General features: G+C 70.6%; 14 protein-coding genes. 5 read left to right on the top strand and 9 right to left on the bottom strand.

Annotated elements, in window-relative coordinates:
* Nucleotides 1–259: 259 nt before the first annotated feature.
* Nucleotides 260–388, bottom strand: coding sequence for a hypothetical protein (locus tag ABD652_RS04990; RefSeq protein WP_344718798.1), 129 nt, complete (start codon nt 386–388; stop codon nt 260–262).
* 27 nt (nt 389–415) lie between these two features.
* On the opposite strand from ABD652_RS04990, the gene ABD652_RS04985 reads away from it, so the two are divergent.
* Genes ABD652_RS04985 through ABD652_RS04975 form a run of 3 tightly spaced genes read left to right on the top strand, consistent with a single transcriptional unit; the run spans nt 416 to nt 3,604 of the window.
* Complete coding sequence (locus tag ABD652_RS04985) at nt 416–1,459, top strand: type 2 periplasmic-binding domain-containing protein (RefSeq protein ID WP_344718796.1); 1,044 nt, start codon at nt 416–418, stop codon at nt 1,457–1,459.
* A 45-nt stretch (nt 1,460–1,504) separates the two neighbouring features.
* A complete protein-coding gene (locus ABD652_RS04980; protein ID WP_344718794.1) occupies nt 1,505–1,912 on the top strand; it encodes a tripartite tricarboxylate transporter TctB family protein in 408 nt (135 codons plus the stop codon).
* A 12-nt stretch (nt 1,913–1,924) separates the two neighbouring features.
* Complete coding sequence (locus tag ABD652_RS04975; RefSeq protein WP_344718792.1) at nt 1,925–3,604, top strand: tripartite tricarboxylate transporter permease; 1,680 nt, start codon at nt 1,925–1,927, stop codon at nt 3,602–3,604.
* A 172-nt stretch (nt 3,605–3,776) separates the two neighbouring features.
* Here ABD652_RS04975 and ABD652_RS04970 read toward each other — a convergent pair whose 3' ends face one another.
* From ABD652_RS04970 to ABD652_RS04935, 8 genes are all read right to left on the bottom strand, one after another.
* Complete coding sequence (locus tag ABD652_RS04970) at nt 3,777–5,039, bottom strand: alpha-hydroxy acid oxidase (protein ID WP_344718790.1); 1,263 nt, start codon at nt 5,037–5,039, stop codon at nt 3,777–3,779.
* Between the two features lie 100 nt (nt 5,040–5,139).
* The gene (locus ABD652_RS04965; protein ID WP_425574541.1) at nt 5,140–6,663 is read right to left on the bottom strand and encodes a rhamnulokinase; all 1,524 of its coding nucleotides are present in this window, start codon (nt 6,661–6,663) and stop codon (nt 5,140–5,142) included.
* Nucleotides 6,664–6,678: 15 nt separating this feature from the next.
* Nucleotides 6,679–8,724 carry a bifunctional aldolase/short-chain dehydrogenase gene (locus ABD652_RS04960; protein ID WP_344718788.1) on the bottom strand — a complete coding sequence of 682 codons (2,046 nt, stop codon included), beginning with the start codon at nt 8,722–8,724 and terminating at the stop codon, nt 6,679–6,681.
* 94 nt (nt 8,725–8,818) lie between these two features.
* Nucleotides 8,819–9,580, bottom strand: a complete 762-nt coding sequence (locus ABD652_RS04955; protein ID WP_344718786.1) for a DeoR/GlpR family DNA-binding transcription regulator — start codon at nt 9,578–9,580, stop codon at nt 8,819–8,821.
* Nucleotides 9,581–9,664: 84 nt separating this feature from the next.
* Nucleotides 9,665–10,069 (bottom strand): VOC family protein, encoded by a 405-nt coding sequence (locus tag ABD652_RS04950; protein WP_344718784.1) that lies wholly within the window; start codon nt 10,067–10,069, stop codon nt 9,665–9,667.
* A gap of 114 nt (nt 10,070–10,183) precedes the next feature.
* A complete protein-coding gene (locus ABD652_RS04945; protein WP_344718782.1) occupies nt 10,184–11,143 on the bottom strand; it encodes an alpha/beta hydrolase in 960 nt (319 codons plus the stop codon).
* Nucleotides 11,143–12,309: an L-rhamnose isomerase gene (gene rhaI, locus ABD652_RS04940; RefSeq protein WP_344718780.1), complete on the bottom strand. Its 1,167-nt coding sequence runs from the start codon at nt 12,307–12,309 to the stop codon at nt 11,143–11,145. The genes ABD652_RS04945 and rhaI overlap by 1 nt, the downstream gene beginning before the upstream one ends.
* Nucleotides 12,310–12,445: 136 nt before the next feature.
* Complete coding sequence (locus ABD652_RS04935) at nt 12,446–13,837, bottom strand: MFS transporter (RefSeq protein WP_344718778.1); 1,392 nt, start codon at nt 13,835–13,837, stop codon at nt 12,446–12,448.
* Nucleotides 13,838–13,923: 86 nt separating this feature from the next.
* Here ABD652_RS04935 and ABD652_RS04930 point away from each other — a divergent pair, with 86 nt between their 5' ends.
* The gene (locus ABD652_RS04930; RefSeq protein ID WP_344718776.1) at nt 13,924–14,082 is read left to right on the top strand and encodes a hypothetical protein; all 159 of its coding nucleotides are present in this window, start codon (nt 13,924–13,926) and stop codon (nt 14,080–14,082) included.
* 134 nt (nt 14,083–14,216) lie between these two features.
* Nucleotides 14,217–15,563 (top strand): ABC transporter substrate-binding protein, encoded by a 1,347-nt coding sequence (locus tag ABD652_RS04925; protein WP_344718774.1) that lies wholly within the window; start codon nt 14,217–14,219, stop codon nt 15,561–15,563.
* Nucleotides 15,564–15,605 lie beyond the last annotated feature (42 nt).

The raw sequence follows: 15,605 nt of genomic DNA, 5'->3' as shown, positions 1-15,605 counted from the left end.
CTAATCGGCCCTCGCGATACCTGTCCAAAGCTCACAGCACATCTATTGATGCACGCCGCGCATGAGTGAGCCGTCCGAGCAGCCGATGACGTCCAGCCGACACCGGAATCGATGGCCCGCGAGACCGCCAGGGCATCACAACGCGAGGAGCGATACTCTCTATATGCATTCAGTGCATCAATAGATGTGTTTTGAGTCCTGGACAGGATCGACTATCACCCCATAGCGTCCTCATGACCGGTCGGACATGTGATCACGGCTACACCGAGCTGATCATCGCCCGGTGCTGCTCGACGATGAGCACATCGGCCTGATCCTGCCGGGCCTCCGGCGACTCGCACCGGGTCGCCGCCCCTCCCCACAGTCCGAAGCACCACCGGGCAGACACGCCCCTCGATGAACGTGAGGTAGCACCATGAAGAAGACGGCAGCAGCGATCACCGCACCGCTTCTGGCCCTCGGAGTCGTCGGATGCTCGAGCGACGACGGCGACTCGGGCGGCGACGGCGGCGTCGACGTCGACCGCGTCCGCGTCGTCCTCGGCTCGAGCTCGACGACCGCCGACACCTACCAGAACTCGCATGCCTTCACCACACACGTGGGCGAGGAGCTGGGCGTGAACATGAAGGCCGACGCCGTCGGCGCCAACAACGCCTTCCAGGCTCTGGACTCGGCCAAGGACGACGGCAGCACGATCATGTTCTTCCACGACATGGCCTACCTCTCCGTGAAGTACGGCGCGATGCCCGAGAAGTTCGCCCCCGAGAACTGGCAGATCGGTCCCGTCGTCTCGGCGAACCCGGGCGCGGCGTTCCTCGCCGCCCACGACGCGCCGTACAGCACCATGGTCGAGGCCGCCGACTGGCTCGAGCAGAACGGCGACGAGACCCTGACCTTCGCCGTGGAGGCCGGCGGCACCTCGGAGCTGTCGCTCGACGCCTTCTACATCTGGGTCCAGGAGGCCTACGGCCAGGACGTCGCCGACCGGATCGATGTCCTGCCCACCGGCTCGGACGAGGAGAAGAACCAGGCGCTCTGGTCGGGCAACGTCGACATCATCTACGGCTCCGTCGCCGGCAACGAGCAGTACACCGGCGACGACGTCGAGGCCGACGTCCGCGAGAAGTTCCTCGGCATCACCGCCAGCGAGCCGATCGAAGGCTACGACATCCCGACCTTCGCGGAACAGGGCATCGAGGTCGACGGCGAGCCCTTCACCTTCGACAAGGAGTTCTTCCTCCTGATGCCGGAGGACATCGACGAGGGCTTCCGCACCGCGCTGGACGAGGCGACGGCGACCGCGATCGAGTCCGACGCCTACGTCGAGGACCTGAACACCAACCAGTTCCTCGCCGACTACGTGCCCGCCGACGAGAGCCGGGAGTACATCGACGAGAAGCGCCAGCGTCTCGAGTCGATCATCGACCAGGCACCCGAGTTCTCCGACCTGGCCAACTGATCCGCCCTCACCCAGCACGCGAGGAAGGGCTGAAAAGGTACCCCCATGACTGATCTCCTGAGGCTGAACGTCGACTTCAGCGACTATCACCTGGTGTTCCCGGTGGCGATCGGCGTCCTGCTCGCGGTGCTGCTGCTGATCATCGGCCTGCGCTGGGCGGTGCGCCGCGTACGCTACGGCCCGGTGTCGGCGGAACAGCGCTTCCGCTTCTTCCAGCGAGGCTTCGACTGGAAGAAGCTCTTCGGGGCGATCGTCTGCATCATCGCCTACGTCGCACTGCTGAACCCGCTGGGCTTCCTGCTGTCGAGCATCCTGTTCGTCATCGCCGTCTCGGCGGTGCTCCGCCCCACGACGAGCGTGCGCGGACTGATCGGCATCGGAGCCAGCGCCATCTGCACGCCCCTGGCCATCTGGCTCGTGTTCGGCCAGCTGTTCGACATCACTCTTCCGTAAGGGGGATCAGTCATGGACATCTTCGAGGTCCTCACGCCCATGGCGTTCGCGCTCGTCGCGCTGGGCGTCCTGATCGGCATCGTCTTCGGCTCGATCCCCGGGCTGACCGCCACCATGGCGGTGGCGGTGTTCCTGCCGCTGACGTTCTCCATGGACCTGGCGGAGGGCGTGGCCCTGCTGCTCGGCCTCTACGTGGGCGGAATCAGCGGCGGCATGATCCCTGCGGCGCTGCTGAAGCTTCCGGGCACGCCGTCGTCGGTCGCCACGACCTTCGACGCCTACCCGATGGCGCAGAAGGGCTTCGCGGAGAAGGCGCTGAAGATCGGCATCGTCGCCTCCTTCGCCGGCGGGATCATCAGCTTGATCGTGCTGTACTTCTTCGCCCCGGCGCTGAGTTCGGTGGCGATCGAGTTCTCCTCGGTGGAGAAGTTCCTGATCATCGTCTTCGCCCTGACGATCATCGCCTCCATCTCCGAGAAGAGCATCGTCGTGGGGCTCTTCAGCGCCCTGCTCGGCGTCTTCTTCAGCCTGGTGGGGGTGTTCCCCACGAACAACGAGCTGCGGATGACGCCGAGCTTCCTGGAGGACCAGCTCTACAACGGCTTCTCGCTGCTGCCGGTGCTCATCGGACTCTTCGGCATCGCCGAGATCCTGCGGAACTCCGAGCTGGGCCTCCGGGACGCGGCCGACAAGAAGCTCAAGCTGAAGAAGGCCAAAGAGAGCGAGGAGGCGAAGTTCACGCTCAGCGTGTTCAAGGGGCAGACGACCAACGTCGTCCGCTCCGGGGCCATCGGCACGTTCCTGGGCGTGCTGCCCGGCGTGGGCGGCAGCGCCGCCTCGCTGATGTCCTACACGCAGGCGAAGAACTTCTCCAAGAAGCCCGGCAAGCTCGGCAAGGGGTCGCCGGAGGGCGTCGTCGCCAGCGAAGCCTCCAACAACGGCCTCACCGGCGGCGCGCTGGTGCCGCTGCTGTCGCTGGGCATCCCCGGTGACAGCACCACGGCGGTGCTCCTCGGAGCCTTCGTCCTGCAGGGCATCCACGTCGGCCCGCTGTTCATCACGGACAACCCCGACATGTGGTCGTCGATCATCTACGCGCTGATCTTCGCCAACCTCGTGATGCTCGTGCTGATGTTCACTTCGATCCGCTACTTCGCCCGGATCATCGAGATCCCGAAGTACGTGCTGTACCCGATCATCCTGGTGATGTGCGTGCTCGGCTCCTACGCCATCAACAACGGCGTGATGTTCGACGTCTGGACGGCGGTCATCTTCGGCGTGCTCGGCTTCGTCTTCATGAAGATCGGCATCCAGATCACCACCTTCCTCATCGGGTTCATCCTGGGCGGCTCGCTGGAGTCGAACTTCCTGGACAGCATGCAGGCCCATGACGGGGACCTGCTGATCTTCTTCACCCGGAGCCCGATCGACTGGGTCATCTGGGCGCTGATCATCGGGTCGGTGATCTTCGGGATCCTCAGCAATCGGCGGAAGAAGAAGGCCGACGAGGCCGAGGCTGCCGCCGGCGAGGCCCCGGCGGACCAGGACGGTGCCGACGACTCCGCCGCAGACCGGCAGGAGCCGGCAGGATCGCCGGCCGGCTCCCCGGAGGCCGCCGATGCTGCACAGGCGCCGGACGCCTCCGGCTCGTCCGGATCGTCCGGCCCGACGCCTCCCCGCAGACCGGACTGACCGCCGCGTCGTGCCGGGACCCGCTCCGTGCGGCGATCGGCATCACGCCCCCCTCCACGCAGACGATCCCCGAGTTCCCGCAGATTCATCGTGCTGCAGCACGGTGATTCTGCGGGAACTCGGGGATCGTCTGCGTCCGCCCCGCTCAGCGCGGGTCGCTCAGCCCGCCCGCTCAGCGCGGGTCGAGCGACGCCGCGCCGCGCAGCTCGCGCGGAGCGGTGCGCTGCAGCTGGGTGACATGCTCCGGGCCGAGCTCGTCGACGGACGTCACCTCGAGCAGCTTCATCGTCCGCTCCACCTGGGTGGAGAGGATCTCGATGGTGCGGTCGACGCCGGCCCGGCCGCCGGCCATCAGCCCGTAGAGGTAGGCCCGGCCGATGAAAGTGAACTTCGCGCCCATCGCCAGCGCGGCGACGACGTCGGCGCCGTGCATGATGCCGGTGTCCATAGTGACGTCGAGGTCGTCGCCGACTTCGCGGACGACCTCGGGCAGCAGGTGGAACGGCACCGGCGCGCGGTCCAGCTGGCGGCCGCCGTGGTTGGAGAGCACCACGCCGTCGACGCCGAGGTCGGCCAGCGTCTTCGCGTCCTCCACGGTCTGCACGCCCTTGACCACGATCGTCCCGGGGAACAGCTCGCGGATGATCTTCAGGTCGTCGAAGGAGATCGAGGGGTCCATCGCCGAGTTCAGCAGCTCGCCGACGGTGCCGCCGGTCGACGTCAGCGAGGCGAACTCCAGCGGCGGCGTGGTCAGGAAGTCGAACCACCACCAGGGCCGCGGGATCGCGTCGACCACAGTGCGCAGGCTCAGCTGCGGCGGGATGGAGAAACCATTGCGCGTGTCGCGCAGCCGGGCGCCGGCCACAGGGGTGTCCACCGTGAAGAACAGCGTGTCGAAGCCGGCCGCCGCCGCCCGCTCCACCAGCTGGTAGGAGATCTCGCGCTGGCGCATCACGTAGAGCTGGAACCAGTTCCGCCCGTGCGGGTTGGCCTGCTGCACGTCCTCGATGGAGGTGGTGCCCAACGTGGAGAGCGCGAAGGGGATCCCCGCGGCTCCGGCCGCCGAGGCGCCGGCGGTCTCGCCCTCGGTCTGCATCAGCCGGGTGAAGCCGGTCGGCGCGATGCCGAAGGGCTGGGCGGAGGGCCCGCCGAAGATCTCCACCGAAGTGTCGACCTCGGAGACGTCGCGCAGGATCGCGGGGTGGAACTCCACGTCCTGGAAGCCCTGCCGCGCCCGGTGGATGGACAGCTCGCCCTCGGCGGCGCCGTCGGTGTAGTCGAAGGCCGCCCGCGGGGTGCGGCGCTTGGCGATGGTGCGCAGATCCTCGATGGTCAGCGCGGAGTTCAGCCGGCGCCGCTTCGCATTGAGGTCCGGCTTCTTGAACTGCATCAGCTCCGCGAGCTCGCGGGGATCCGGCAGTCGACGTTCCACCATGGTGTTCTCCTTCGACGGCGCCGACCGGGCCGTTCCGGTCGGCGAGGGCTGGGAGCCGACGCGCGGGAGCGCGCGCCGGCGGGGGATCGCATCGGACGACTCAGCTGCGAGGACGATACCGCGTGGGCTGATGGGTCCGGCGGACGAGCTCGCGCAGCTCGGCCAGCGAGCCGGTCAGCGTGCCGGCGGTGCGCGCCTGGATGAGCAGGTTGCCGATGGCGGTGGCCTCCACCGGGCCGGCGACGACGTCGCGGCCGCTCCGATCGGCAGTGGCCTGGCAGAGCAGCGCGTTCAGCGAGCCGCCGCCGACCATGTGCACCACCTCGACCTCGCGGTCCGCCAGCCGGGCGGCGGCGTCGAGCGCGGCGGCGAATCGCGCGGCGATCGACTCGACAATGCTGCGCACCAGCGCCGGCTTCGAGGCCGGGACCGGACGGTCGTGCTCCGTGCACCAGGCACCGATCCTCGCGGGCATGTCCCCGGGGGCGACGAACCGCTCGTCCTGGACGTCGAAGACGACCACCTCGCCGGCGTCGATCTCCGCCGCGGCGGCCAGCAGCTGCGGCAGGTCCTGCGCTTCCGCCGTCTCGCGCTCCCAGGTGCGCAGCGTCTCGGAGAGCAGCCAGGTGCCCATGACGTTGGTGAGGAAGCGGAAGGTTCCGTCGACGCCGCCCTCGTTGGTGAAGTTCGCCGCGCGGCTCTCGGCGCTGACCACCGCCTCGTCGAGCTCCAGGCCGACCAGCCCCCAGGTGCCGCAGGAGATGTAGGCCGCCTTCTCCGACGAGAGCGGCGTGCCGACGACGGCGGAGGCGGTGTCGTGCGAGCCGACCAGCGTCACCGGCAGCCGCTGCCCGGACAGGAAGGGCGCGAGCTCCTCGCGGGTCTCGCCCAGCGCCGTCCCCGGGGCGGCGATCTCCGGGAAGATCGCCCGCGGCAGGCCGAGCTGCTCGAGGAGCTCGTCGTCCCAGTCGCCGGTGGCCACGTGGACCAGCCCGGTGGTGGAGGCGTTGGTCGCCTCGGCCACCGAGCGGCCGGACAGCCAGTGGCCGAGCAGATCCGGCACCAGCAGCAGCTGCTCGACGGCGGCGGCCGCGGGCCCGGTCAGCAGCGGCTCGGCGGCCAGCTGGTAGAGCGTGTTGAACGGGAGGAACTGCAGCCCGTTGCGGGCATACAGCGAGGCGAAGGGCACCTGGGCGTGCACCGCCTCCACGCCGGCGGCGGTGCGCTCGTCGCGGTAGTGGAACGGCGTGCCCAGCAGCGACGGCGCGCCCGCCGCGGCGGGGCCTCCGGCGCCGGAGGTCCCGCCGGTCAGCAGCCCGTAGTCCACCGCCCAGGAGTCAATGCCGACCGAGGCGATGCCGCCGTCGTCGGCCGTGGCCCGCACGGCCTCGCCGAGTCCGGCCAGCGCCTGCTCATAGAGGCCGACGAGGTTCCAGTGCAGCCCGTCGGGCAGGTGCACCGGACCGTTGGAGAAGCGCGCGGCCTCGGTCAGCTCCAGCGTGTCGGGGCCGATCCGGCCCAGGACCACGCGCCCGCTGGAGGCGCCGAGGTCCACGGCCGCATGCGTCGTCGTCGGTCCTGCCGTCGAACCCGCTGTCGAGCCCGTCATCGATGCCGTCGCCATGCTCATCTCCTCCGGTCAGCGCAGGAAGGCCGCGGCGACGCCGGCGTCGACCGGGACGTGCAGGCCGGTGGTGTGGGTGAGCTCGCCGCCGACGAGCGCGAAGACCGCGTTGGCCACAGTCGAGGGCAGCACCTCGCGCTTGAGGATGGTGCGCTGGGCGTAGAACTTGCCCAGGTCCTTCTCCTCGATGCCGTAGGTCTTCGCCCGGTTCGCGCCCCAGCCGGAGGCGAAGATGCCCGAGCCCTGGACCACGCCGTCGGGGTTCACCCCGTTGACGCGGACCTGGTGCTCGCCCAGCTCGGCGGCCAGCAGCCGCACCTGGTGGGCCTGGTCGGCCTTGGTGGCCGAGTAGGCGATGTTGTTCGGGCCGGCGAAGACCGAGTTCTTCGAGGAGATGTAGACGACGTCGCCGCCGAGGCCCTGCTCGATCAGCGCGCCGGCCGCCGTCCTGGAGACCAGGAAGGAGCCCTTGGCCATCACGTCGTGCTGCAGGTCCCAGTCCTTCGCCGTGGTCTCCAGCAGCGACTTCGACAGGCTCAGCCCGGCGTTGTTCACCACGATGTCCAGCCCGCCGAAGGCCAGCAGCGTCTCGTCCACGGCCTGCTGGACCGCGTCCTCGTCGGAGACATCGACGGCGACGCCGACGGCGACGTCGGTCCCGCCGATCTCCGCGGCGGCGGCCCGGGCCTTCTCCAGGTCCAGATCCGCGATGGCGACGACGGCGCCCTCGGCGGCCAGCCGCTGCGCGATGGCCTTGCCGATGCCCGAGGCCGCGCCGGTGACCAGCGCGATGCGCGTGGCCAGCGGCTTGGGCTCGGGCATGCGCTGCAGCTTGGCCTCCTCCAGCGCCCAGTACTCGATGCGGAACTTCTCCGACTCGTCGATCGGGGCGTAGGTCGACAGCCCCTCGGCGCCGCGCATGACGTGGATGGCGTTGAGGTAGAACTCCCCGGCGACCCGGGCGGTCTGCTTGTCCTTGCCGAAGGAGAACATGCCCACGCCCGGGACCAGCACGATCGCCGGGTCGGCGCCGCGGATGGCGGGGCTGTCGGCGTCGGCGTGGCGGTCGTAGTAGGCCTGGTAGTCCTCGCGGTAGGCGGCGTGCAGCTCGCGCAGCCGGGCCTTCGCGTCCTCGACGGAGGCGTCGGCGGGCAGGTCGAGCACCAGCGGCTTCACCTTGGTGCGCAGGAAGTGGTCGGGGCAGCTGGTGCCCAGTGCGGCCAGCCGCGGGTGCTCGGCGTGGGCGAGGAACTCCAGCACCGCGTCGTCGTCGCTGAAGTGGCCGACCTGCGGCTTGTCCTCGCTGGCGATCGAGCGGATCGTCGGCATCAGCGCCGCGGCCTTGGCGCGACGCTCGGTCTGCGGCAACGGGGCGTTCTCGGCGAGCGCGGGGCCGAAGGGCTCGGGCCTCGAGTGCTCGGCGATGTGGGCGGCGGCGGTGTCGATGATCCACAGCGAGTTGGCCTCGGCCTCCTCGGAGGTCTCGCCCCAGGCGGTGATGCCGTGGCCGCCGAGGATGCAGCCGATCGCCTGCGGGTTCTTCTCCTTGATCGCCGCGATGTCCAGGCCGAGCTGGAAGCCGGGGCGGCGCCACGGGACCCAGACGACCTGCTCGCCGAAGATGGTGGCGGTGAGCTGCTCGCCGTCGGCGGCGGTGGCGAGGGCGATGCCCGAGTCGGGGTGCAGGTGGTCGACATGGGCGGCGTCGACCAGGCCGTGCATGGCGGTGTCGATCGACGGCGCCGCGCCGCCCTTGCCGTGCAGGCAGTAGTCGAAGGCCGCGACCATCTCGTCCTCGCGCTCGACGCCCGGGTAGGTGTCGACCATCTTCCGCATGCGGTCCAGGCGCAGCGTGGCCAGACCCTCCGGCGTCAGCGTGCCGAGGTCGCCGCCGGAGCCCTTGACCCAGAGCAGCTCGACGTCCTCGCCGGTGACCGGGTCGACGGCGGTGCCCTTGGCCGAGGTGTTGCCGCCGGCGTAGTTGGTGTTCTTCGGGTCCGCGCCCAGGCGCTGGGAGCGGGCGATCAGCGCCTCGACGGCGGGGTTCTGCGACTCGGACATGACGACTCCTGGTGTGCGTTCCTGAGCGATCGAACACAAAGTATCACCGAGTGTGGCGTGGATCAACACATCCCGCCCGGGCGCCGCGTCCGGCTCAGCGGACCTCGACCAGCTCGCGGAAGGAGTCCAGGCGCGCGTCGTCGGGGTCCAGTTCGGTGATCAGCATGTCGACGGCGTCCAGTCCGACGCCGCGGGCGACGGCGCGGGCGCCGAGCTTCGAGGAGTCGGCCAGCATCACCGTGGTGTCGGCATGCTCGGCCAGCACCCGCTTCAGCGCCGCCTCCTCCGGCGTGGCCTCGGAGCTGCCCCAGGCGGCGTCGAGGGCCGCGGCGGAGGTGAAGAAGCGTGCGCACTGCAGCGAGGAGGCCATCAGCTCGGCCAGCGGACCGACGAAGCTGCGGGTGGTCTCCTGCCGGCTGCCGCCCAGCAGCACCGGCTCGATGCCGGGACGCCCGACGGCGGCCTCGAAGTTCTCCCCGGAGTTGGTCACCACGGTCAGCTCGCCGGCGCCGGTGAGCCCGGCCAGCAGCACGCCGGCGGTGGAGGAGGCGTCGAAGGAGCAGGTTCCGCGCTGGGGCACCAGCTGTCGGGCCTTGGCCGCGATCGTCCGCTTGGCCGCCGCCCGTCGGCCGCTGCGCTCGGCGAAGCTGCGCGGCTGCGACGGCGCGACCGCTCCCCCGCGCACCCGGCGCAGCCGACCGGCGGCCTCCAGGTCCGCGAGGTCCCGGCGCAGCGTCATCGCCGAGACGTCGAGCGCCTCGACGACCTCGCTGCTGGTGATCCGCCCCTGGGACTCAAGGATCTCCAGCAGGCGGGCGCGGCGGGACTCGCCGTCGAGGGAGGAGGAGGTGGCCATGGGCAGGGATGCTACCGGACCGGCGCCCGCACGCTCAGACCCCGCCCGGCCGGACGGCCCGGACTGCCCGGACCGCTCCGGAGATCAGCCCTGGTCGGCGTCGTCCTTCATCCGGATGATCTGGATGAGGTTGCCGCAGGTGTCGTCGAAGACCGCCAGCACGGCGGGCCCGATGTCCACCGGCTCCTGGGTGAAGCGCACGCCGAGGCCGGCCAGCCGCTCGTGCTCGGCGGCGACGTCGTCGACGCTGAACTGGGTCAGCGGGATGCCGTCGGCGTACAGCGCCTCCTTGAAGGGCTTCGCCGCCGGATGGGCGTCGGGCTCGAGCAGCAGCTCGGTGCCGTCGGGATCCTCCGGCGAGACGACGGTCAGCCAGCGGAACTCGCCGGCGGGGACGTCCACCTGGGTGCGGAAGCCGAGCGTCCCGGTGTAGAAGGCATGGGCCTTCTCCTGGTCGTCCACATAGACGCTGGTGATGGTGATCCTCATGAGGCTCCTCTCCGGATCCGTGCCAGGGGCGCACGGTCACCGGCTCAGCATGCCGGACGATGCGCCGCGGCAGGAACTGCCCGTCGCCCCGCCGGCCCCTCGGCGTCCGGCCCCTCAGCCCAGCAAGCGCGCGGCGACGCGCTCGATCGTGCTCACGGCCGCCTGCCCCTCGTCAGGACGGTTCAGATGGCCGTGCCGCACCCCGGGCTCCATGGCGAGCTCGACGTCGACGCCGGCGGTGCGCAGCGTCTCCGCATGGGCCTCGCCGGAGACGCGCAGCTCGTCGACCTCGCTGGTGACGATCGTCGTCGGCGGGTGCCCGGCCAGCTGCTCGGGCGTCGCCGTTCCGGGCACCGCCGCCAGCGGGGCCTCCTCGATCGGGCCGCCCAGGTGGTTCTCGTACATCCGACGCACCGGGTCGGGGCCGAAGCGGTCGGCCTCGGGATCGGCGTCGAGCAGCGCCCGCAGGTCCTCCGGCGTCGGCGGCTGGACGGCGTGCAGCGTGGGATAGGCGAGCACCAGGTGCCGCGGCGGCGTGCCGCCGTCGCCCAGCCGGGAGACGGCGACGCCGGCGGCGAGGTTCCCGCCGGCGCTCGCCCCGCCGAGGCTCACCGCCGCCGGGTCGGCGCCGAGGCCCGGTGCCTGCTCGCGCGCCCAGTCCAGGGCGAAGGCCAGCTCCTCGCCGGGCACCGGGTGGTGGACTCCGGCGTCGGCGGCGACCTGGCGCAGCTCTCCGGCCTCGAGCGCCTCGACCGGCGGGGCGAGACCGTAGTCGACCGAGACCACTGCGACGCCGCGGACGGCCAGCGCCCGGGCGACCCAGTCGCCCTCGGCCATGTCCAGGCTTCCGTAGGCGAAGCCGCCGCCGTGGGCCCAGACCAGCAGCGGGCGCGGCGCCGACGTCGTGGCCGGCTGCGACGCCGTCGGCACCTGCGCCGGCTCCCCCGGACCGGCCGGAGCGGCCGCCCGGTAGGTGCGCACCGACAACGGCCCGTGCGGTCCGTCGAGGAGGCGGTCGACCGCCTCGACGGCCTCGAGCGCCGTCGTCGGCGTGCGGGGATCGGGGGTGCTCATCAGGCGCCCCAGCCCACCTGCGCCCCGCCGACGCGCTCGGCCTCGATCTGCTCCTGGTGGCCGGACGCCTCATAGGCGCGCATCGGGTCCGCCGGCAGCCCGCGGGACTCGCGCCAGGCCGCCAGGTCAGGGCGCACGTCGGTGTAGAAGGCGTCCATGAAGATCTCGTGGGCGGTGAGCACGTCGCCGGCCTCCTGGGCCTCGGCGAGCGCGGCGCGGTCGACCAGCAGCGCCCGGGCGGTCATCTCCTGGACGTTGAGCACGCTGCGGATCTGCCCCGGGATCTTCTTCTCCACGTTGTGGCACTGATCGAGCATGAAGGCGACCTCCGACTCCGGGGCGTAGCCGCCGCCGCGGATGACCTCGAAGAGGATCCGGAAGAGCTGGAAGGGGTCGGCCGCGCCGACGATGAGGTCGTCGTCGGCGTAGAAGCGCGAGTTGAAGTCGAAGGAGCCGAGCTTCCCGGCGCGCAGCAGCTGGGCGACGATGAACTCGATGTTGGTGCCCGGAGCGTGATGGCCGGTGTCCAGGCAGACCTTGGCGTTCTCGCCGAGGGCCTGCACGTGGGTCAGGGCCGTGCCCCAGTCCGGGACGTCGGTGTGGTAGAAGGCCGGCTCGAAGAACTTGTACTCCAGGATCAGCCGCTGCTCGTCGCTGAGCTGGGCGTGGATCGCCGCCAGCGAGTCGGCCAGCCGCTCCTGGCGCCCCAGGATGTCAGCCTGCCCCGGGTAGTTGGATCCGTCGGCGAGCCAGATCTTCAGGTCGCGGGAGCCGGTCTGGCCCATGATCTCGATGCACTGCAGATGGTGATCGATGGCCTTCTGCCGGATCCGCCGGTCGTGGTGGGTCAGACCGCCGAACTTGTAGTCGTCGTCCTGGAAGGTGTTCGAGTTGATCGTGCCCAGCTCGACGCCGAGCTCCCCGGCGTGCGAGCGCAGCGCGCCGAAGTCATCGACCAGGTCCCACGGGATGTGCAGCGCCACCCGCGGCGCGAGTCCCGTGAAGCGGTGCACCGCGGCGGCGTCGGCGATCTTCTCTTCCACCGAGCGCGGCGTGCCCGGGGTGCCGAAGACCTTGAAGCGCGTGCCGGAGTTGCCGTAGGCCCAGGAGGGAACCTCGATGGCCTGGTGCTCCAGCTGCGGAGCGATCTCTGCGAAAGTCGTCATCATTCCTCAGTTCCGCCGACAGCCGGTCACCGTGATGACTGGCCGCCGCCTGGTATAAATCGTTTCAACATCTAGCGCCGACTGTATGACCTCGATCACATGGGCGTCAAGCTCCGCGTTCGGCGCCGCGCACTACTCATCGCCGGGACGGCGCGGCAGCATCGGCGCCCTCGACCCCGCCGGCGGCATCGGCCGTGCTGCCGGCGCCGGAGGCCGCACTGCCCGACGACTCGCCGTCGAGCAGCCGTCCATAGCGCTCGACCTCGATCTCCTCGAGGCTCTTGCCCCGCGTCCGCGGCGCCCAGACGGTGCCGATGACCAGCGCGGCGACCAGCAGTCCCACGATCAGCGCGCCGACGCCGTGCAGGCCGACCTCCTGGAGCATCAGCGGGAACCACAGGCTCAGCACGCCGACCATCACGCGCACCAGCATGAACATCACGCCCTGCGCGGAGGCGCGGTAGCGGGTGGCGAAGAGCTCCGCGGCCCACAGCCCGTAGAAGGCCTGCGCCCCGATGCCGGCGGAGAGCCCCCAGCCGACCGCGAAGATCAGCAGCGAGGTCCAGCCGGGCGGGCCCCAGATGAGCACCGACCAGGCGACGACGCCGAGGGCGGCGCCGATGAAGTAGAGCAGCCGGCGCGAGACGGCGTCGCCGTACTTCATGAACCCGAAGTACGTGGCCAGCGAGGTCAGCGTCCAGACCAGCACCTGCAGCGCGTTCTGCGCATTGGCGCTGTCCAGCCCGGCGGCCTCGTAGACGCGCGGCTGGAAGATGCCGGCCTGGCCGGCGACGGTGTTCCACAGGCCGTAGACGCCGATCAGGAAGAGCAGCGCGACCACGTTGCGCCGGTCGGTGAACAGCTGGATGAAGCCGCGGTAGGTGCCCACTCGGTTCGGATTCGCCTGCTGGTCCTTCCAGCGCTGCGACTCGCCGAGCCCGCGACGCACCCACCAGGTGATCGCGGCGACGACGAAGAGGTGCGCGAAGACCAGCCGCGCGCCGAGCAGCCCCAGTGGGGAGACGATGATCGCCAGCAGGAAGCCGACGGCCGGGCCGATCGACCACGCCAGCTGCGCGACGCCGACATGCCCGGCGCGACGCTCGTTCGGCGCCTCCTCGGCGATATAGGTCCAGGCCGCCGTGACGCCGGCGCCGACGGCGATGCCGGTGGCCACGAAGCCGATCAGCAGCATCGTGAAGTTCGTGGCGAAGACCGCGAAGAGCGTGCCGATCATGTACAGGATCAGATCGTAGGTGTAGATGAACTTCCGGCCGTAGCGGTCGCAGAGCGGACCGCCGACCGCCGCGCCGATCGCCGCGCCGAAGGCGTTGGCGCTCAGCGCGCTGAGCAGCCCCACGGCGAGGCTGTCGAGGCCGAAGGCCTCCTCCCAGAGGCTCATGCTGGTCGCGATCGCGATGATCGAGCCGGCCTCGATGTAGTTGGACATCGCCACGGCGATGGTGGCCTTCCAGCGGCCCATGGGACGGCGCTGCCGGCGCGCCGTCGTCGCTGACGTCCCTGTCATGACGCACTCTCCCGAAGTCTGCAGCCCCGGACGTCTCCGACGCCCGGGATGAATCGTTTCAATATTCGCTGCGTCACACCATACCAATGGCATGGATCACACTCCAGGCGCTCCATGCCGCCCTGCCGGACGGCGGTGTCGGCGGCGAGGCCCCCATCGGCGCTCCGGCATCGCGTCATGCCGAACGAGACTCGCCGCAGGGCGCGGAAGATCTTGCCCGCATCACTGGCGTCGCTCTAATGTGACTTACCACGCAACATATTGTGATGCACAGCACATATCCGGGCGCCGTCCCCGCCCGGAGACCGTCGACGAGCCCCGGCCCTGCCCGGCGCCGTCCCGCTCCGTGGACGACGACGTCCGACCCCGAGGAGACCCGATGACTCGCGCCGCCCGCCTCTCTCCCACCGATCCCAGCACGCGACCATGCCCGCCGCCACGTCCCCGTCGCCTCCGCCGCGGCGCCGCCGCGACGGCGCTGACCGCCGCTCTGCTCGCCGTCGCCGGCTGTTCCGGAGACGGCGACGGAGGAGACGGCGGATCGGACGAGCCGCTGACAGTCGTGTGGTGGGGCTCGCCGGAGCGCACGGAGCTCACCCAGGAGGCCCTCTCGGTGTTCGAGGAGCAGTCCGGCGCCGCCGTCGAGGGTCAGTCGGTGGACTTCGGCGGCTACTTCGACCGGCTGGCCACCCAGTTCGCCGGCGGCGACGCCCCGGACGTGTTCACACTGGGCGGCGCCTACCCGGCGGAGTATGCCCAGCGCGGGGCCCTGCTGGACCTCACCACCGTCGACGAGCACCTCGACCTCGACGCCCTGGATGCGACCGCCCTGGAGAACGGGCAGGTCGACGGCGCCCAGTACGGGCTGTCCACCGGGTCCAACGCGCTGGCGATGATCGTCAACCCGGACCTCGTCGACGAGGCTGGCGTCGAGCGCCCCGACCCGCAGACCTGGACCTGGGACGACTTCGCCGCCTTCACCGAGGAGATCTCGGCGCACACCGACGACGACACCTACGGCACCGCCACCACGCTCACCCACGACTCCATCGAGGCCTTCGCCCGCCAGCAGGGCGAGAAGCTCTACACCGAGGACGGCGAGATCGGCGTCTCCGAGGAGTCGCTCGCCGAGTTCTTCGGCCGGGCCCAGGAGCTCACCGAGGCCGGGGCCGCCCCCGGCGCGGCGATGATCACCGAGCTCGAGGACGCCTCGGTCGAACAGACGCTGATGGGCACCGGGCGCGCGGCGACGATGCTGACCTGGAGCAACAGCCTGTCCACGCTGTCGACCACCTCCGGCTCGGATCTGGAGCTGTGGCCGCTGCCCGGCGAGTCCGACACCGCCGGCGTCTGGCAGCAGTCCTCGCAGTTCTTCTCCATCTCCGCGGACACCGAGCAGCCCGAGCAGGCCGCCGAGCTCCTGGACTTCCTGGTGAACTCCCAGGAGGCCGTCGACATCCTCGGCCTGGACCGCGGCGTGCCGGACAACCCCGAGCGCCGCGCGGGCCTGGAGGGCCAGCTCGACGCGGACAGCCAGGAGGAGGTCGAGTACATCGACCAGGTCGCCTCGCGGGACACCGCTCCGCGCCCCATCGGCCCGACCGGATCCACCGACGTCGACTCCGTCACCTCGCGCGTGACCGCCGAGCTGCTGCACGGGCGGATCGATCCGAGCGAGGCCGCGGCGACATGGCTGGAGGAGGCGCGGGCCGCCGTCGAGCAGTGACGGGGCCGACCGCCCCGGAGAGCACGCCGCCGCGACCGCCCG

Origin of the sequence: Nesterenkonia halobia, assembly GCF_039536005.1 — a bacterium.
Classification (GTDB): Bacteria; Actinomycetota; Actinomycetes; order Actinomycetales; family Micrococcaceae; genus Nesterenkonia; species Nesterenkonia halobia.
The sequence above is the reverse complement of the archived record's forward strand: the minus strand, read 5'-3'. Positions and strand labels throughout refer to the sequence as shown.